The organism is Peribacillus sp. CSMR9, from assembly GCF_033141925.1.
In the GTDB taxonomy this organism is placed as follows: Bacteria; Bacillota; Bacilli; order Bacillales; family DSM-1321; genus Peribacillus; species Peribacillus simplex_A.
On record NZ_JAOPHO010000008.1, the window covers coordinates 1 to 19530 of the forward strand.

Here is a 19530-nt window from a genome sequence, read left to right on the forward strand (position 1 = left end):
GCACTTCCGCTCCAATCAACCTTAAATAGTTTCGTTTTAAAAACAACAATCTTTACGAAAAGAGCCAAAATAAAAAAGCAATTCAAAAAAAAGCGGATTCCATCGCATAATGTCGATGGAACCCGCTTTTTATATATTGATCGTATTAATTAATAAACCCACTCGTTAACAAGTTTTGAATACTCAACAAGCTCTTCTTCTTTGAAGAATAAACCAATTTCACGTACAGCACTTTCAGCTGAATCAGATCCGTGAATGATGTTTTTGCCAACAGTTACGGCAAAATCACCACGAATTGTTGCTGCTGCTGCATCTTTAGGGTTAGTAGCACCCATCATTTGACGTGCAGTAGCGATTACATTTTCACCTTCCCAAACCATTGCGAAGACAGGACCTGAAGTAATGAAGTCCACTAATTCGCCAAAGAAAGGACGTTCTTTGTGCTCGCCGTAATGTTGCTCAGCCAATTCCTGGGAAATGACCATTAATTTTGCTCCTGCAAGAAGGAAGCCTTTCTTTTCAAAACGGGAAACGATTTCACCGATTAAATTGCGTTGAACGCCGTCAGGCTTTACCATTAAAAATGTTCTTTCCATGAATGTCACTCCTAATATGTATCATTGTTATTTGCCTTTATAAGGCAATCCTTTTAGAATATTACCATTGTTTGATAAGTTTCGCAACTCCTAGTATCAAAACTTTCTTTTTCCGATATTTTTTGCGATATCGGATAAAGTTTTTCTGGCTTTAATAGCAGGAAGACCTTTCAACTCAGTAAAAGCCTTTTCTAAATACATATCACTGATTCTCGCTGCCTGTTCAATGGCCCCGGAAGATTTTATCGCATTAATTATATGCGACATTTCGTCTTTTGGCGTATCTTCCCGAACTGTTTCGATAAGTTTTTTCAACTTTGGATCTTCCATTGCAATCAAAACGGGTAAAGTGATATTCCCTTGAATCAAATCACTTCCGGCTGGTTTCCCAAGCTCTTCTTCCGAAGCCGTAAAATCCAATATATCATCTGTGATTTGATAAGACATACCGACATAATATCCGAATTTAAATAGCTTTTGGTGAACTTTCTCTTCAACCCCCGCTGAAATTGCTCCCAACTGGCAGCTGGATGCAATCAGTAATGCCGTTTTTCGTTTGATCCTTCTAAGGTATATCCGCCAATTCTGTTCGAAATTGTATTTATCTTTTATTTGTTCAATTTCCCCAAGACATAGTTCAACCATAGTATCAGCGAGAATTTGATGCGCAAGAGGAGACTCGATCACCGCCATCATTTCCAGTGCACGAGCAAAAATGAAGTCGCCTGTATACATGGCGACACGATTATCCCATTTTGATTTAATGGTCGCAGATCCCCTGCGTAAATCCGCATCATCCACAACATCATCATGTACAAGGGAAGCCGTATGGATCAGTTCCAATGTCGCGGCAACATGCTTTACGACATGGATATCATAACTGCCAAACTTCGCACCCAATAGGACGAATACCGGCCGGATCCGCTTTCCACCGGATTGCAGTAAATGCAGAGAAGCTTCCCTTAAAACAGTGGAATCCGCTTCAATTGCGGCTTCTAGTTCTTTTTCTATTAATTGCAAATCTGCATTCAAAAATGAATACATCATTTTAAATTTCATACATTCCACCCAGCTTTGTCCATTGCTATTATGCTTATTTTGAAGGCTTGTACCCGAAATGTGTTGCTGCAACACCGCCGAAATGTGCCTTGTAACTGACATTTTCCATTCCAGCCTGCTTGAACATGCTTTCAAGCTTTTTCATACCTGGGAAATCTCGAGCTGATTCCTGCAGCCATGAATATTCGCTATAGCTTTTTGCGAATAATTTGCCGAACATGGGCATGATGAAACGGAAATAAAAATAATAGCCCTGTTTAAAACCAAGCATCGTCGGCTGTGAAGTATCCAGGCAAACGACCATTCCACCCGGCTTGGCTACCCGGTTTAACTCTTTAAGCACTTGCATGTAATCAGGGACATTCCGCAGCCCGAAACCGATCGTGACATAATCAAAGCTATTGTCCTCAAAAGGAAGTTCCATTGCATTCCCATGCCTTAGGGACACCTGATCTAATTTGAGTTCGCTCACCTTTTGTTCGCCGATTTTCAGCATGTTCTTACTAAAATCCAAACCAACAACCTTTCCTTCTGGTCCTACTTCGTTAGCAAGGGCAATGGTCCAGTCCGCTGTTCCACAGCATACATCAAGTGCATGGGCGCCTTTTGGGACATTCATGATGGCCATTGTAGCCTTCCGCCATTTAAGATGCTGTTTAAAGCTGATGAGGGAATTCATCTTGTCATAGTTTCCATAGATCTTTTCAAAGACATGATGAACTTTTTGCTCTTTAGACTGCTCCATGACTCACCCTTCTTTCACATATGAATTTGCTATACTCTCTGTTTGCTCCAAGATGACATTCACTCTTTCTTGAAGTTCATCACCCAATTTAGCCAGCTTCCGCATCGAGCACTGTACAGATTGCCTGGCATCCCACAGGCACTTGTCGAATTGGGTCCGCACCCGTTCTTCTTTTTCTGACATCAGCATGGTTCCACTACTAATCGAGTCATCAAAAGGCATTTCCCTTAGGGCATCAAAAACTATCGATTGACCCGACTTCAGATAACTCCTCTTCTCGGCAAGCAACCGATTCAAAAGCAGCAGGTCTTCCGAAATGTCTATCCAGTCAGGCTGATTATAGTGATCCGCCAGTTTATGAATCATTGAAGCCTCGATTGCTTTTATCGTCTTTAAAAGCGTTGGCACATCATTAATGGACCCTTGTTGATAAAGGATGATTTTATTATCATTTATTTTTTTTATCGCGCTTGAAAGGATACGGATCATATCAACATTACCTACACTGGCAAGCCCTTGATAGTATAAGCCACTATAGTAATCGCCAGCAAGCACTTGCAGTTGGCGATTTTTCAAAACCTCAGGCAACTCGGCCCCTTCACCAGAATTCGATACGATTTCATGGGTATCCAAAGCTATTTGCACTAACATTGTTGAAATGATGTATTGATTCCGTTTTTCGCTTAAAACGTCCAAATCGCTAAACAATCCCCAAAGCAATATCAGTTTATCTTCGTCTAAGCTTGGCTTTTGTATATACTTCAATAAATATGGATGTTGAGCTTTCGTTTCTATTAATCGTTTTAATTGCCTTATGTCGTCCGTTATGTTTAACAATTGAGATCACCCTTGCATCCCCGAAAGATAATTTTTTTCATACATATTGGTTTCTGTCCGTGTAAAATACACATTATTATACCATAAAAACAACCAGATGAAATGGACAACGTTTATAAAAAGAAACTTCCAAAACTAAGGAAACCATCGTCTTTTGTTCTTCAAAAAAATGGATGCGGGAAATTTACAGCTTGTTAAACGCGATATCAGATGATTGATTTAATATTTAACCCATTAAAGATAAGCTATCATTTGTCAGATGCATTCTTTTTAGAATCACTTTCTATCTCCCCGAATGGAGTATAAACTTTTGCATGTCCCCTGATTTTTATCGCCGAGGTGTGCTCCGTGAATTGTGCAATCATCACCTCTCCTGAGTCAAGTTTTTCAGAGTGATGAAACTTGGTGTCGGTTCCTCTAGTTAACCCGATGACATTCACACTATCCTCAATGGCTTTGATTACGACAAAATCATTCAGAATCTTTTTTTCATTCATTTTTCCTTGCCCCCAAGTCCTTAGTCTTTAATGAATGCCAGCACTTCAGCTCTAGTACGGTGATCCTTCGCAAACGTTCCCCTTACAGCAGAAGTCACTGTTTTAGATCCCGGCTTTTTTACACCTCGCATGGTCATGCACATATGTTCAGCTTCCACTACAACCATTACACCATGAGGCTCAAGCTTTTCCATGATCGAGTCAGCCACTGTTGAAGTGATGCGCTCTTGAAGTTGTGGACGCTTCGAAACAGCCTCAACCGCCCTTGCCAATTTACTTAAACCGGTTACTCTCCCGTTTTTCGGTATATATGCTACATGGGCTTTTCCGTAAAAAGGGACTAAATGATGTTCACAGACAGAGTAAAATGGAATATCCTTTACAAGTACGAGTTCTTCATGGTCTTCTCCAAAAACTGTTTCGAAATATTCCTTTGGATCCTGATTAAGTCCAGAAAAAATTTCTTCATACATTCTGGCTACACGGCCAGGAGTATCAAGCAGCCCTTCCCTCGTAGGGTCTTCCCCTACAGCCTCAAGAAGCATTTTCACCGCTTCTTCTATTTTGGCATGATTAACATTAGCCATTTATAGTACCTCCTAAAAATTCAATAATATTATGTATTCAGAAATTCAAGGCATTACACCCTGATATCCATATTTCCTATAATTAAAGCGACTCATTACCTCCAGCAATGACGAGCCCAAGAAACGCAGTTTCGCCGGAAACGGTTTTTTCGTAATGGTTATATCCTTAATGCAAATTTACCATTTACAGCGTTTCTAAAATATTCACTGTCTTTTATATTATCACAGATAGAAATTAAGAAGCAAAAAAAGGACCGCGTTTTCACGCGGCCCTTTTCGGTTAAGCACCCGTATGTAATGGTAGAATTACTTCACTGCATCTTTCAGTGCTTTACCAGGTTTGAAAGCTGGCACTTTGCTAGCTGCAATTTCGATTTCGTCACCAGTTTGTGGGTTACGACCTTTACGAGCCGCACGTTCACGAACTTCAAAGTTACCAAAACCAATCAATTGGACTTTATCACCGTTTTTTAGAGCTTCTAAGATTGTATCAAAAACAGCATCAACAGCTTTTGTAGCGTCTTTCTTAGAAATTTCAGTTGCTGTCACAACTTCATTAATCAATTCTGTTTTGTTCATGCCATTCACCTCCTCCCAAAAGGATTCTTTATAAAAAATCATTATTACAACACTATAATAGTGATTTGATATTAGTTTCGGTTTACAAATTTTCATTCCCTGGAAATCAAGGATTACCTAGCCGAATTAATTTCCAAATAATGCATCCATAAATTTAAAAATAGGTTGAAATCGCTGTTATAACGCGTTTTCTGTATGTAGATTATCACAAATCCTATTAGCTTAGCAAGGGAATTCAAAAAATAATGGGAATCTTTTCATAAATAATTGTATATATTATAAATTTTGTCTTTCGCTATTCATCATTTCCCTTTTTTATAGAAATTAAACTTATTATATTACTGAAAATCGCTTAACCACAGGGTTTTTTCAAGATTATACTAAAAAACAACAGTTTTTTTCAAATATAAGCCTCCGTAAATGAAATTTCACTTGTGATCCTTCCGTCCATTGCATGCAAAAAGACCAATCCATTAATGGAGTTGGTCCAGCTTTTAAACGTTTTTTATAAGATGATGGCAATCAATCCCCCACTGCCCTCATTAATAATCCTCTCCAGTGTCTCTTTCAATTTATAGCGTGCATTATCTGGCATCATCGCTAATTTCACCTGTATACCTTCCCTTACATAGGAACTTAGGCTTCTTCCAAAAATATCAGAGTTCCATATGGAAAGTGGATTGTCTTCGAAATCCTGCATCAGATAACGGACCAATTCTTCACTTTGCTTTTCCGTTCCGATGATTGGCGAGAATTCGGATTCGACATCGACCTTGATCATGTGGATGGAAGGAGCTACAGCTTTTAGCCTGACACCGAACCTGGCTCCCTGACGGATGATTTCCGGTTCATCAAGACTCATATCGTTAAGGGAAGGGGCTGCGACACCATATCCAGTTTGTTTGACCATTCTCAATGCATCGGCCACCTGATCATATTCTGCTTTCGCATACGCAAAGTCCTGCATCAAAGATAACAGATGATCCTTGCCCCGGATCTCCACACCGACAATTTCCTTCAGAATATCATCATAGAGTTCATCTGGGGCGTATAGGTCGATTTCTGCAACCCCCTGCCCCATTTCAATGCCTGCAAGCGCGGCACGGTCAATGAACTCGAATTCATTGAAATGACCGACTACACGATCTACATCCCTTAGGCGTTTAATGTCCTTAACTGTCTCTTTAACCGCTTCCTGGTAACTTTCCCTTAACCAATGATCCTCTCGCAGAACCATTACCCAACTTGGTAGATTAACATTGACTTCGAGAACAGGGAATTCGTACAGGGCCTCACGAAGTACGCTGTAAACATCCGATTCCCGCATTCCTTCGACACTCATGGCCAATACAGGGATATCATACTTTTCCTGCAAGGATTCCTTCAGTGCGACCGTATTTGGGTGGTGAGGCTGAACGGAATTGACAATCATGATAAATGGCTTGCCAACCTCCTTCAATTCTTCAACAACCCTTTCCTCGGCATCTAAATAATCACTTCGCGGAATTTCTCCTATTGATCCATCCGTCGTGACGACTACGCCTAATGTGGAATGATCCTGTATTACTTTGCGAGTACCGATCTCAGCCGCTTCATTGAACGGAATCGGCTCTTCATACCAAGGCGTATGAATCATGCGGGGACCATTTTCATCTTCATACCCTTTAGCCCCAGGTATTGTATAACCGACACAATCGACTAAACGGATGTTCACGTCTAGACCTTCAGCTACCTGAATCGATGCTGCCTGATTCGGTACGAATTTTGGTTCTGTAGTCATGATCGTCTTTCCAGCAGCACTTTGAGGCAATTCATCCTGTGCCCTGGCACGGTCCGCCTCTGACGGGATATTCGGAATAACGACTAACTCCATGAATTTTTTAATAAATGTGGATTTCCCAGTCCTGACGGCACCGACAACCCCCAAATATATATCGCCACCGGTCCGCTCAGCTATATCTTTAAAAATATCTACCTTTTCCAAGGTATCCCCTCCCGAATTAGAGTTTTGGGATTTCGTTTATCCATTTGATTTTATTTAGGACACTATATATCTATGATGTTGTCCTAAAAATTTATTCCAATTATTTCCCTGGTTCAATCCCTTCCTCCACCAGAAATTTTATATAAGGGTTGTTATTTAAAATGTAGGATGAAATAAAGATAAAGAAATAACCCTTCCCCTACAATATATTTTGCAGAAGAAGGGTTATGCCTATTTTGTAAGAAATATTGGATTATTTGTTTTTTCATCAATTGTATATGGCAATGAATAGGCAGGGACGAACTCCGAACTCTGCACTAGCAAGTCCCGGATATCATCACCTGGCTTGATTTCCCCATCATACTTCTTCAATGCCTCAAGTAAATCCGGGGTATAATCAACAAAAATATCACCTTGACCATCAACTACAAGGTATAAGTCTTTTTGTGAAAATGGACTCGTGACCGTAGGAGCTTCCTTCAGGCCCATTTTTTCATAATCAAGTGTAAAGACATTATCGGATAACCTTTCCCTAAATGGCGGATATCCGTTGCTTTGCTGATAAGCAGTCAATCTCAAGGAAACATCCTGAATCTTCTGTGCCATCCTGACATCCAACAGCTTTACAGTCGGATCTTTTTCAGCATTAACGAGGATGTATTGAAACACGCCCCCTGATTCAAAGGCATTTTCCGGCGGTTCAGCCAGATACCTCGGTGAGATCTTAGAAAACTTTATAACATATTTTTGATAAATCGGTGTTTCTGCATCTTTTGTAACAATGGGCAGTATGCCGCCTTCATCTTTCTGAAATTGATCGACTGCACTTTGTACGGATTGTATCTGCTCTTTATAAGGCAGTTGGTTTTGCATTTTTTGCTTCTCTGGATATAAACAGCCAGATAATGATACGGCAATGCATAATAAACATAATATTTTGAAAAAATTTTTCATCATTTCTCCTCACCTATTAAGTGGTTGGCCCGCTAAGAACAACGATAAGGATGATCAAGCCGGCTAGAATCATAAGTATGTATGCGATAATTGCTGTCAAGCCTCTCCAAAAACCTTTTAATTTATAACGGCTTAAGTAGATTAGAAATATAGAGATAACCATAAAGCCCATAGCTATAAAGGATATCCACATTTTTTGCAGAGCAGGTGTCATATCTTCATCACTCCTTTTTCCAGAAATTATTATAACATACCAAATTACGTTAAAGGAATTAAATCATTGTCAAAACTGTGTAATTCTCAATTTACATGACTCATTTTCGCGCAAAAAATTTTTAGGTACAGATATATAACAAAAAATATGTATAGTAATTTCCATACCTCCTCCCTCCAATCAAAAAAAACAGCCCTAAGGCTGTTTTTCTGCTTACTTATATTAAGATTGAAGCGTCGGCAAAACCTCTTTAAACGCTTTTATGACTGTATCCACTTCATCCAAATGTATAGTCAATGACGGCTCAATCCTAATTGTTTTGGAGTTTATAAGCGTACCTGCCACCAAGATGCCTTTATCAAAGAGGGCTTTAGAAAATTCATAACCCACTTCGTCTTTATGGAACTCAATACCAATCATCAATCCTTGTCCGCGAATCTCCAATACCTTATCTTTGTGCTCTTTAGCCACTTCCCTTAACCCATTTAAGAAGTATTCACCAACTTCTGCAGCACGCTCCGGTAATTTTTCCTCCAAAAGCACGTCGATCGTAGCAATGGCAGCAGCACATGCGAGTGGATTTCCTCCAAATGTCGTAGTGTGCATGAATGGATTGTCGAACCAGCTTTTAAACACTTTCTCATTGGCGACAACGGCCCCTGCAGGCATTACTCCGCCGCCAAATGCTTTCGCTAAACAAAGAATGTCCGGAACCACATCATAAAGCTGGGATGCAAACATTTTACCTGTACGTCCCATTCCTGTTTGAACCTCATCCAATATCAATAACGCATCATATTCGTCACATAGTGCCCGAACCTGCTTTAAATAATCTTGCGGAGGGAGGATGACCCCTCCTTCACCCTGGATAGGCTCCAACAGCACAGCAGCAACGTCTTCACCGACCAACGCACAACTTTCAAACGTTTTTCTCATCATATCCACATCACCGAAAGGTACATGACGCACACCTGGAATCAGTGGAATGAACGGTTTTCGGAACATGCCCTTTGCTGTTGCTGATAAGGAACCAAGACTTTTACCATGGAATGATTTTGTCGTTGAAATAATCGTGTATTTGTCACTGTACATTTTAGCCAACTTAAGCGCAGCCTCCACGCTCTCCGTACCGCTGTTCGTAAAGAATGAGTATTTTAAATCTCCCGGCGTGATATCGGCTAGGATCTTTGCAAGCATTGCACGCAATGGATCAAGTAAGTCCTGGCTATGAAGGGCTTGTCTTTGCAATTGATCGGTTACGGCCTTTACTACTTTAGGGTTACGATGGCCAACATTATAAATGCCAAACCCACCTAAACAATCAATATATTTTTTTCCATTAACATCCGTAAAACATGAATCTTGATCAGACCACTCTACCGCAGCGAATTGTGTGTCTTTAGTGACCGTCTTCCGATATTCCAAAAACCCTGGGTTTACATGGTTACGGAAATTCTCGACCGTTTCTTTCGTTACCCATTGGGCATCTTCTTTTGAAATTTCTTTTTGCTCAATTAATTGAAGCACCTTTTTAATATAATCCTGGGTTTCTGATTGGTTGGCTTGAGTTTTACTTTCTACGTTAATTGACATTTTATACTCTCCCTTTTTTATAAATTTATTGGATGGTTAATTAAGGATGCTTTTGATGAATCTTTAATGCTTACCTCCCTTTTTTCTTATACTTACTTACCAAGCAAGTACCGTGCCAAGATAATTAACCAATAAAATCGCATTTTTTTTAATAAATACCACTAAACCTATGCAATTTTGCATATCATTATTTCACTTTGCATAACCTATCCTTGGAAAACCATTAAAAAAGCTTACAAAATTCCTTCATAAAAAAAGCCGTTGATAAGTGAATAACATCACTCGTCAACGGCTTTTTTTCAATATGCATTTTTTTCGATCCTCTTACTCTGTTCAGCCAAGACTTTTTGATACTTCCTGCTCACTGATGATTGACTTATCCCCAGCGCTTTTGCCGCTTTCGTCGTAGTTTTATACTGTTTCATGGCCAGCATGATCAATTGCTCTTCAACATGATCCTGGGCTTCCTGTAGAGGAAGGATTCTCGTAATGATGGGTTTTGTTTGTTTAAAGTCACTGCCGACCGGAATGAACCTTTGAATGAAGCCGGCATCGATCATCTCTTCATCTGCAGAAACAACCAATCTTTCAATCATGTTCTGCAATTCACGAATGTTCCCCGGCCATGTATAGACTTCCAGTATATTCAAGGCATCAGGGGAAAAGTGGTAATTCCGCTGATACCTTTCATTCAGTTTTTGCAGAAAATGAAAGGCTAGCGGCGGTATATCCTCCGGCCTTTCCCTTAACGGGGGCACATGTATGGGAATGACGTTCAATCGATAGAATAAATCTTCTCTAAACGTCCCCATCTCGACCATTTTTTCCAGTCTCTTATTCGTTGCCGCAACAATTTGAACATCGATGGAGACAGGTGTCGTACTTCCTATCGGGATCACTTCCTGTTCCTGGAGGACTCGCAGCAGCTTGACTTGCAGATGTATAGGCATGTCACCCACTTCATCAAGGAATAAAACACCGTTATTGGCCTGTTGAAAGTATCCTACTTTCCCATTTTTATCCGCTCCTGTAAATGAACCCTTCGTATAACCAAACAATTCACTTTCGAGGAGGTTTTCCGGAATCGCCCCGCAATTTATCTTCAGGAAAGGTTGCTTGGAGCGCCTGCCCATTTTATGGATGGCTTCGGCTATCACTTCTTTACCCACTCCCGACTCCCCGTTGATTAATACAGTAGATGAAAAATGAGCGATTTTCTGGACTTGGCTGATTATCTGCTCCATTTTAGGACTGGCAAAAATCAACTCTTTATAAAATTGATCTTGTTTTTTGAATGAGTCCAGTTCTTTCTTCATTTCATTTAGTTCCGATTTCAATTGTGCCGTTTCCGTTATATCCCTAGATGCAATGACTATACGCTCTATATCCCCTTTTTCATTGAATACTGGAGTACCGACGGAAAGTACTTTTTTATTCATTTTCGTATCTTGGACAATCGATACTTTCTTTTTTTGTTCAAGGACTAACCGGGGGACCGAAGGATTGAAAATCCCTTCATCTTCTAATTGCAAGAGATTCTTTCCGATATAATCTTTTAAATCCTTTCCCCAGAAACCTGAGATAATGCTGTCACTATAGCGTAATAGCTCCCCTTTTTGATTGACGACCAGAATTTCATCATAGATATTCGCTAAAATGGCATTCAAGTCTTTATTCGAGCTTTTTATCAAATCTATTTCCATGGCCATTTCCTCAACCATCGGTAAATCCTGAACGATGATGATCAGGCCTTCGACTTCTTTTTCATGATTTAAAATCGGGCTATAATCGACAAGCACACTCATGACATCAGTAATCTCCAGCTGATTAAGAATACTGCTCCCGCTGGCAAACACGTTATGTATATGCTGCTTATCGAAGATGTTTGCAGCAGGTTCATTAAGGACTTGTTCTGAAGGTTTTTTTATCATTTTCAAGCCAGATTCATTGAAGTTCACGATATTTTTTTCTTTATCAGCCACAAAAATCCCCATAGGAATGGATGTTAAAATCACATTTAGCAGGTCTAAGTTTTGTTTGCTGTCCTGCTTGAATAATTCAGCTAAAACATCTTCCCTTTTTACATAACCGGTAAGCAGGCCTTCATCCGTTTTTATCAGTACGATAGGTTCACCGATAATTTGAAACAGAAGCGGCATGGAAATGTTTGGATGCAATTTACAAACATTTTCAATCGAGAAAGCATACTGTAAAAGCTGATCGACTGTCGTTACTCTTTCATTTAACGGGAGGTCATCCATGCGGATATAGGCAAATACTTGATTATCCTTCATAAGAAAGAAGAAAGGTTCCTGTATCTCATCAATTTTTTGCTCTGAAAATGTTGGCTGATCAATTGTTATAGATATGAATGGTCTAATTTTATCATCCGGAATAGATAACACAGTTTCACTCTCCTTTTGTAACCCAACCTATATTTTAACACAATTCTGAATTGCAAGATAAAAAAATATGTTCAGCTTCTCATACCCAACATTTACCTTTATTCGATCCATAATAAAAGGGGTTCCTTCTAAATGTTAAAACAAAGTGATTGGAACGGGTGCGTGAGACTCCTGCGGGAAAAGCCCGTCCAAGGGGAGACCCCGCAGGCGCAAAGGGCCGAGGGCGGACCGTCCGTGGAAAGCGAGTGCCCTACGTTCCAATCAACGTTCTATTTTACAAACCCTCAAAAAGACTGTAGACAAACTCAATTATTATCGAGTTTGTCTACAATCTGAAGAGTTCTTTATTGAACCCTTTTGACCTAAAGATCAGTTAAACATCTTTTACTTATTTTTCATTGGACAAAGGGGCGTTCACCTTTTCGTATTTAATATCCTCCACAACATTGATAATCGTCGCAATAATCAGTAAACTCAAAGCCCGCACATAAGCCGGTACAGAAGGAAAGCTGCTGAAAAGAACTGCTGAACAACAAATAATTGACCATTGGAATGAATAAAATCCATTAGTATCGACCAACCCACCAGAAAACCGGCATATGGATTAATCGACTTTTGCGTAGGCATATGCTGAACCTGCCGATGGAATGACCTTCGCCATTTTCCGTGGAAAGCATCACCATTAAAGCGAGTATGTAGGCTCCAGGAACCACATGTGACATTTCTGCTGCGATGCCATATGTGCTGAACACCGTTGCTAAAGCCATGAATGAAAAACCGAATAGAATAACAGGCATGAAACCTCTCCATTTTCTCATCAGACTTATAACCTCCCCCCTTCGTTACATCAATAGAGTGGATTCACTGGGCTTCTTCAAAATGAAATAGCGGAGGGGATTCCGTAAACCATTTTGTCCGGTACAGAAGATAACAAATTCCAATTAACGCCCAGACAACCCCTAGGATCAATGAACTCATATCGAGATTAAGCCACAGAATGAATACCGATGCCCCTCCAATAACCGGGGACAGAATAGTTGAAAGAAATCCTTTCATCGTTCGGAAACTTTTGTTTCTTATTGCATGGACGATTACACAAATATTCACAAAAGTAAAAGCAATTAGAGCCCCAAAGTTAATGAGGGAAGCGGCCGTAACCAAATCAAGGAATAAGGCAATCATTGATATGGTCCCGACAAAGATGACATTAAAAAATGGCGTATTGTATTTGGGGTGGACAAACCCAAAAAGTTTTTTTGAGATCATTTGGTCACGCCCCATGACATATAACAACCTAGAAACACTAGCATGGGATGCAAGACCGGAGGCAAGGGTACCGGATAAAGTTCCAGCGAGAAAGAAAGCTTGAAATAACTTCCCGCCCACAAAAAGGGCAATTTCCGGGGAAGCCGCCTCAGGATCGCCAAAACGGGAAACATCAGGGAAAAATAACTGTGTAAAGAATGCAGCCGTCACAAATAAAACCCCACCGATCAGGGCAGTCAAAAAGATGGCCCGGGGAATCGTTTTAGATGGATTTGGTGTTTCTTCCGATAATGTAGTTACAGCGTCAAACCCCAGAAACGAAAAACAAAGGATTGTAGCGCCTGTAATGAGTGTGGAAATTTCCATATGAGGCCCGATAAATGGCTGAACTGAAAAAACGTCACCTGTTCCTTCTCCACCCATGACCCCTTTGACCACAAGAGCCACAAAAATAATGATGACCAACATTTGAAAGAAAACTAGAAAGCTATTAAAGTTGGCAGCAAAATTAACATTGAATAAGTTAATCCCTGTCATTAAAAGAACAAATGCCACTACCCATATCCACGGGTATACTTCAGGAAAAAGAGCTGTTAGGTATATTTTTGTTAAAATGGCGTTCACCATCGGTAAAAATAAATAATCAAGCATCGATGACCACCCGACAAGGAAGCCTAAATGTGGATTTATCGTTTTTTGAGTATAAGTATAGGATGAACCTGCCTGCGGATAAATTTTCACCATTTTTCCATAGCTGGCTGCAGTAAACAACATCGCCATAAGAGCAATGACATAAGCTGTTGGCACATGCCCCCCCGTTTCTTCTGAAACTATCCCGAAAGTATCAAAAACAACCATCGGCGTCATATAACCAACACCAAGCAATACGATATGCCATAAGTTTAAAGACCTTTTCAGTTGACCTGTTTGCATGTATCCTTCCCCTTCCTTGTTTAGCCAGAAAAGTTAACCAACTTTCCCGGCCTCCTTTATAATTTTTTTGTTATATTACACTTCGCAATTTTCATACCAAAAAAAAAGTCGATTTTTAACAAAAAACAAGGAAATAAGTAGAATATTTCATGCAAATTTGAATAACTCATGCAATTATTCATAATCCCTAACCTAAAGTTAGCTAAAAGAGAATCAATGATTTTTGCCCATAAAAAAAGCAGAAGATATAAAGATACCTTCTGCTCATTTGACTAAATCCCCCGTGCCGAGGTCAAATTACTAGTTTACTTTCGTTGCATTGTATGCTGATACACGGCAAGGCGCATCATCGAATGCCTAATTTAATGAAATTCTTTTATTAAAATCAACAAACGCGAGGTTAATCCTGCTGTCTGCTATCCAATATGTTAAAAAGTTCTTCCATTTCATTCGTTTTTGAACGATTCATTAAAAGGTCAACTGCCTTTTTCACTTCTTCCCCATTGAATAAAACATCGTACAAGGCTTCTGTGATCGGCATGTTCACTTCGTACTTTTTAGCTAGTTGATAGGCGGCTTTAGTGGTTCTGACACCTTCAACGACCATACCCATGTTTTCCAAAACTTCTTCAAGCTTTTGCCCTTTACCAAGCATATTCCCAGCTCTCCAATTACGGGAATGGACGCTTGTACAAGTGACGATCAAGTCGCCAATCCCAGCTAAACCTGAAAACGTTAGTGGGTTGGCCCCCATGGCCACCCCCAGGCGGGATATTTCAGCCAATCCCCGTGTCATTAATGCAGCCTTGGCATTATCACCATAGCCTAAACCATCCGTAAGGCCGGCACCCAAAGCAATGATGTTCTTCAATGCCCCACCGATTTCAACACCAATCAAGTCGGGATTTGTATACACACGGAAATTATTATTGATAAAGATGTCCTGAACCCTTTCGGCTGCCTTCATATTCTTTGAAGAAACGGCAACTGTTGTCGGATGACGCAGACTGACTTCTTCTGCATGACTCGGTCCTGAAAGAACCACTATATCTTTAAGCCAATCCGCCGAAGAGACTTCTTCAATCATTTCCGATATACGAAGCAGTGAATCAGGTTCAATTCCTTTACTCACATGAACGATCGTCAATGGTTTATCATGAGCCTCTTTAATCTGACCAAGCACTTCCCTGTAGGCTTTGGTCGGCACCGCCAAAATAATTATTTCAATCCCGGCCAACGCTTCTTTAATGGACGAATATCCTTTAATCCCCAAAGGCAATTCAATCCCAGGCAAGTATTTTTCATTCGTATGATTTTGATTCATTTCATCAATTTGTTTCTGATTATGTCCCCATAATCTCACTTCATGCTGGTTATCAGCTATTACCATCGCTAAAGCAGTTCCCCAGCTCCCTGCACCAATCACAGCGATACTTTCTTTTGCTTTCACCATTGTATAACCACCTTTACTATTTCCTTTGGCGTCCAAAAATTCGTATCGGTGTTCCTTCAAAACCAAAGGCATCCCTAATTCGATTTTCTAAAAATCTCTCATATGAGAAATGCAATAACTCCGGATCGTTAACGAATACAACGAAAGTAGGCGGCTTAATCGCAACCTGAGTCGTATAATAGATTTTCAAACGGTTGCCATTATGAGTCGGTGTCGGATTCATCGCCACGGCATCCATGACCACTTCATTCAATACATTTGTCTGAACACGGATAGCATGATTCTCACTAGCCTGATCGATGACTGGTATTAAGGTATGTGTCCTTTTTCTAGTTAAGGCAGAAAGATAGATGATTGGCGCATAATCCAAGAATAGGAAATGGGCACGGATCTTTTCTTCAAAATCCTTCATCGTTTTTTCATCTTTCTCGATGGCATCCCACTTATTGACGACGATGATGACCGCTCTACCCGCTTCATGGGCATATCCGGCAATTTTTTTATCCTGCTCACGAATACCTTCTTCAGCGTTCAGGACCACAAGAACAACGTCTGAACGTTCAATTGCCCTTAATGCACGAAGAACGCTATATTTCTCCGTACTTTCATACACTTTCCCTTTTTTCCGCATCCCAGCAGTATCAATAATGACATATTCTTTGCCATTATATTTATAAGGGGAGTCAATCGCGTCGCGAGTCGTTCCTTCAATTTCACTTACAATGACACGATCTTCACCTAACAATGCATTGACCAGTGAAGATTTACCTACATTCGGTCGTCCAATCAAACTGAATTTAATGACATCATCAGCATAATCCTGGCCGCTGAATTTAGGGAAGTGTTTGGCCGCTTCATCCAGTAGGTCACCAAGACCGAGTCCATGAGACCCGGAGATCGGGAATGGATCTCCAAAACCTAACGCATAGAAATCATAGATTTGATCTCTCATTTCTGGGTTATCGACTTTATTTACCGCAAGGACAACTGGCTTTCTCGATTTAAAGAGAATCTTAGCGACCTCTTCATCTGCAGACGTTACCCCTTCACGACCATTCGTCATAAAAATTATCACATCGGCTTCATCGATGGCAATTTCAGCCTGCTGGCGAATTTGTTCTAGGAACGGCTCGTCACCGATATCAATTCCACCTGTATCAATAATGTTAAAATCATGTGTCAACCATTCACCTGAACTATAAATCCTGTCACGTGTTACTCCAGGAACGTCTTCGACAATCGAAACCCGTTCTCCCACTATTCTATTAAAGATTGTCGATTTCCCCACGTTCGGACGACCGACTATCGCAATTACCGGTTTTGGCATTGCTATTCACCCTTTCTGCTACTATATCTCTGTCAAAGTCACGAAATTCATGAATGCATTTATTAAGGTTGCTTTTTGCATTATTGATTTTCATTATTTCCTTTTAAAGGAAAAGGCTGTATCCATCATCATATAAAGGAAAATTTCATCAGTAAGAGAATTCCCTACTGATGTTCAGTTAAACGTATCAGGCAGTTTGTCCACTTTACTCCCCAGTTCCTCAGGTGGCGTGAAGCTGAACCCTCAGCATGCTAAAACGTGATTATAAACAGCCCAAAAAAATGAAGAAGCTTTCGGCACACTGCTTCCTTTTAATTATTTAGAGCATTTTACGATATATCTACAGACCTCTAACTATCCTATAGTAACAAATTTCTCGCCAATCAACAATGATTGTATGCATAAAAGCCTTCCACTTCCAATTGATTCCATTTAAACCTGCAGCATTTTGGATAAAAACGGATAACACCCCATATCTTTTTTCCTTAATCTTTCCCAATACTCCTCATTGATTAAAATTCTCTTTTCTTTGTTTTGATAACAATCTCGATTGGGATGATGAATAAATGTATTGGCCAACAAGCTCCAACATTCTCCACAGTATGTTCGTGCCCAATATCAGCACTGCATTATCGTGCCATGCGTATGCAAGGGCCACATAAGACAAAGAGTGATAAACAAGCAATCCAGAATATATGATATCACCCATTATCAAACCGATTAAAAGGACGAACAATCGATGTTTCCAATTTTTAAAAAGTAATAGGATAAGATAATTCAGGAAAATACACAAAAGATAAGAGGGTTTCATGATGAGCCATATCGGATCAAGTAAAGAAAAAAGTTGAAAACTGGCATAGGCGAGAGTGATAATAAGACTTCCGCAGATCAGTTCCATCACCTTGATGATTGATTGTTTCCTAATATACACACATAGTATAAAGAAAAGATATGGACCGCTCAAATGCATGGAAAATAAGGAAACCTCCAGTTTATACCCCGTTAATACCATTACGGCTAATAGATGAAAAAGAAAATCAAAACGAAATGGAACCGTTTTTGGAATAAAATACATGACAATGACCCAAACTATCCATGACATCCAATAAAACAAAATTCCATCCATGCATGCATCCCCCTTTTAGGAACATTATGGCTTGTTTATTCAAAGAATAAACGTAAAGGCGGGGATTTAAATGAGGAACTGCAATATTCATCCATAAAACCGTCCCCCTATCATTTTAAAAAGGAGGTGTAAACATGGGCAAAGATCGACAAGAAAAGAAATTGAAAGAAAGTAAACGGGTGGAGTCCGATAGGGACCAATCCTTGGGTCATAAAGGGGCAACAAGAATGGAAAGTCCCGAAGAGGCACGAAAAAGGAATAGCTAAGTTATCCCGAACAAAAAGAAGCATCTCAATCGTTTCAATTGAGATGCTTCTTTTTGTGGAATTCATTTAGCATATGCCGAACAATTTATGCCTCTTTGAGATAACCAATGATAGGTGTTGCCTTTGATGACTATTTTCGCGTTCCTTAATTCTGAAATATTACCGCACCCTAGTGCAGTCATGATGATCTTTAAATCTTCATGTATGTAGTTTATTTCTTTAATCAATTGTACCAGGCCAAACTCTTTATGCAGCTTGAGGAAATGTCCGGCTAACCCGACACCTTTCGCTCCTAAGGCCAGGCTTTTTGTAATTTCCAAAGGGCTTTGAATGCCCCCCGATCCAATAACTGAAAGCTGAGGTGAAACATTAACGGCTTCGACTATCGAAGCAGCTGTCGGTATGCCCCATTCATTAAAATATCCGAGTATTTTCGCTCGTCTTTCATTTTCGATTTTAGCAAAATTCGTTCCGCCAAACCCGCCTACATCAATGATCGATACACCAACGGAATGTAATTGCTGCACCGTTTCCTTACTCATCCCAAATCCAACCTCTTTTACGATGACAGGAATTCCGATACTTCTGTTGATTTTCTCTATTCTCGAAAGGGTACCCGCAAAATTCCTATCCCCTTCAGGCATCGTCAATTCCTGAATGACGTTAAGATGAATCTGCAGGGCATTTGCCCCGATCATTTCGCTGGCTCGCTTTGCCTGTTCGACTGTTGCTTCACCGCCAAGATTACCAATCAGCACCCCATCAGGATTTTCCTGTCTTACCACTTTAAAGGAGTCTTGCTGACTAGAATCCTTGATGGCTGCCATTTGTGATCCAACCGCCATAGCGATTCCTGTTTCCCGGGCAGCAATGGCCAGGTCACCATTCAATTTTTCAGTTTCAGGGCCTCCGCCACCGGTCATGGCATTTATAAAAATTGGCGAACTTAATTCAAGTCCGCCAACTTCCGCTGATAGGTTCACATTATTCAAGGAAATTCCTGGTAAGCTTTGGTGAATAAACGAAATATCCTCTAGCCCTGTTTTATGCTGCTGACCTGTTTTTAACGCAAATTCTATATGATCTAATTTTCGTTGTTCTCTCTCCAA

The 19530-nt window shown here is 40.2% G+C and carries 19 protein-coding genes; 1 reads left to right on the forward strand and 18 read right to left on the reverse strand.

Annotated features, from left to right (window positions below; translation table 11 throughout):
• Positions 1–149: 149 nt before the first annotated feature.
• The 17 genes from ndk to N9I19_RS06875 all read right to left on the reverse strand — a co-directional run bounded on the left by ndk (position 150) and on the right by N9I19_RS06875 (position 18155).
• Positions 150–596 (reverse strand): nucleoside-diphosphate kinase, encoded by a 447-nt coding sequence (gene ndk, locus N9I19_RS06795; RefSeq protein ID WP_034308008.1) that lies wholly within the window; start codon positions 594–596, stop codon positions 150–152.
• A gap of 96 nt (positions 597–692) precedes the next feature.
• Entirely contained in the window at positions 693–1655 is a 963-nt protein-coding gene (hepT, locus tag N9I19_RS06800) for a heptaprenyl diphosphate synthase component II (RefSeq protein ID WP_061463876.1), read from the reverse strand.
• A 34-nt stretch (positions 1656–1689) separates the two neighbouring features.
• Positions 1690–2400, reverse strand: a complete 711-nt coding sequence (locus N9I19_RS06805; RefSeq protein ID WP_317777328.1) for a demethylmenaquinone methyltransferase — start codon at positions 2398–2400, stop codon at positions 1690–1692.
• Between the two features lie 3 nt (positions 2401–2403).
• Entirely contained in the window at positions 2404–3237 is an 834-nt protein-coding gene (locus N9I19_RS06810; protein ID WP_317777329.1) for a heptaprenyl diphosphate synthase component 1, read from the reverse strand.
• 248 nt (positions 3238–3485) lie between these two features.
• On the reverse strand, positions 3486–3734 hold the full coding sequence (gene mtrB / locus N9I19_RS06815; RefSeq protein WP_061463879.1) for a trp RNA-binding attenuation protein MtrB: 249 nt from the start codon (positions 3732–3734) through the stop codon (positions 3486–3488).
• A gap of 20 nt (positions 3735–3754) precedes the next feature.
• A complete protein-coding gene (folE, locus tag N9I19_RS06820) occupies positions 3755–4321 on the reverse strand; it encodes a GTP cyclohydrolase I FolE (protein ID WP_061463880.1) in 567 nt (188 codons plus the stop codon).
• A gap of 306 nt (positions 4322–4627) precedes the next feature.
• Positions 4628–4900 (reverse strand): HU family DNA-binding protein, encoded by a 273-nt coding sequence (locus N9I19_RS06825; protein WP_034308023.1) that lies wholly within the window; start codon positions 4898–4900, stop codon positions 4628–4630.
• A gap of 505 nt (positions 4901–5405) precedes the next feature.
• Complete coding sequence (spoIVA, locus tag N9I19_RS06830) at positions 5406–6884, reverse strand: stage IV sporulation protein A (protein ID WP_061463881.1); 1479 nt, start codon at positions 6882–6884, stop codon at positions 5406–5408.
• Positions 6885–7115: 231 nt separating this feature from the next.
• Positions 7116–7841: a hypothetical protein gene (locus tag N9I19_RS06835; RefSeq protein WP_411730412.1), complete on the reverse strand. Its 726-nt coding sequence runs from the start codon at positions 7839–7841 to the stop codon at positions 7116–7118.
• Positions 7842–7854: 13 nt separating this feature from the next.
• Positions 7855–8052, reverse strand: a complete 198-nt coding sequence (locus N9I19_RS06840; RefSeq protein ID WP_284470311.1) for a DUF2768 domain-containing protein — start codon at positions 8050–8052, stop codon at positions 7855–7857.
• Positions 8053–8274: 222 nt separating this feature from the next.
• Positions 8275–9645, reverse strand: coding sequence for a putrescine aminotransferase (locus N9I19_RS06845; RefSeq protein WP_125160557.1), 1371 nt, complete (start codon positions 9643–9645; stop codon positions 8275–8277).
• A 299-nt stretch (positions 9646–9944) separates the two neighbouring features.
• Positions 9945–12050: a sigma 54-interacting transcriptional regulator gene (locus N9I19_RS06850; protein ID WP_317777330.1), complete on the reverse strand. Its 2106-nt coding sequence runs from the start codon at positions 12048–12050 to the stop codon at positions 9945–9947.
• 566 nt (positions 12051–12616) lie between these two features.
• Positions 12617–12868 carry a hypothetical protein gene (locus N9I19_RS06855; protein ID WP_317777331.1) on the reverse strand — a complete coding sequence of 84 codons (252 nt, stop codon included), beginning with the start codon at positions 12866–12868 and terminating at the stop codon, positions 12617–12619.
• Between the two features lie 43 nt (positions 12869–12911).
• Positions 12912–14249 carry an APC family permease gene (locus N9I19_RS06860; RefSeq protein ID WP_317777332.1) on the reverse strand — a complete coding sequence of 446 codons (1338 nt, stop codon included), beginning with the start codon at positions 14247–14249 and terminating at the stop codon, positions 12912–12914.
• A gap of 400 nt (positions 14250–14649) precedes the next feature.
• Positions 14650–15702 carry an NAD(P)H-dependent glycerol-3-phosphate dehydrogenase gene (locus N9I19_RS06865; protein ID WP_089364787.1) on the reverse strand — a complete coding sequence of 351 codons (1053 nt, stop codon included), beginning with the start codon at positions 15700–15702 and terminating at the stop codon, positions 14650–14652.
• Positions 15703–15718: 16 nt separating this feature from the next.
• Entirely contained in the window at positions 15719–17029 is a 1311-nt protein-coding gene (gene der, locus N9I19_RS06870) for a ribosome biogenesis GTPase Der (RefSeq protein WP_089364788.1), read from the reverse strand.
• Between the two features lie 505 nt (positions 17030–17534).
• On the reverse strand, positions 17535–18155 hold the full coding sequence (locus N9I19_RS06875) for a YphA family membrane protein (protein ID WP_089364789.1): 621 nt from the start codon (positions 18153–18155) through the stop codon (positions 17535–17537).
• Between the two features lie 134 nt (positions 18156–18289).
• On the opposite strand from N9I19_RS06875, the gene N9I19_RS06880 reads away from it, so the two are divergent.
• A complete protein-coding gene (locus tag N9I19_RS06880) occupies positions 18290–18421 on the forward strand; it encodes a YpzI family protein (RefSeq protein WP_081108853.1) in 132 nt (43 codons plus the stop codon).
• A 62-nt stretch (positions 18422–18483) separates the two neighbouring features.
• On the opposite strand, the gene fni is transcribed toward N9I19_RS06880, so the two are convergent.
• Positions 18484–19530: a type 2 isopentenyl-diphosphate Delta-isomerase gene (gene fni / locus N9I19_RS06885; protein WP_317777333.1), complete on the reverse strand. Its 1047-nt coding sequence runs from the start codon at positions 19528–19530 to the stop codon at positions 18484–18486.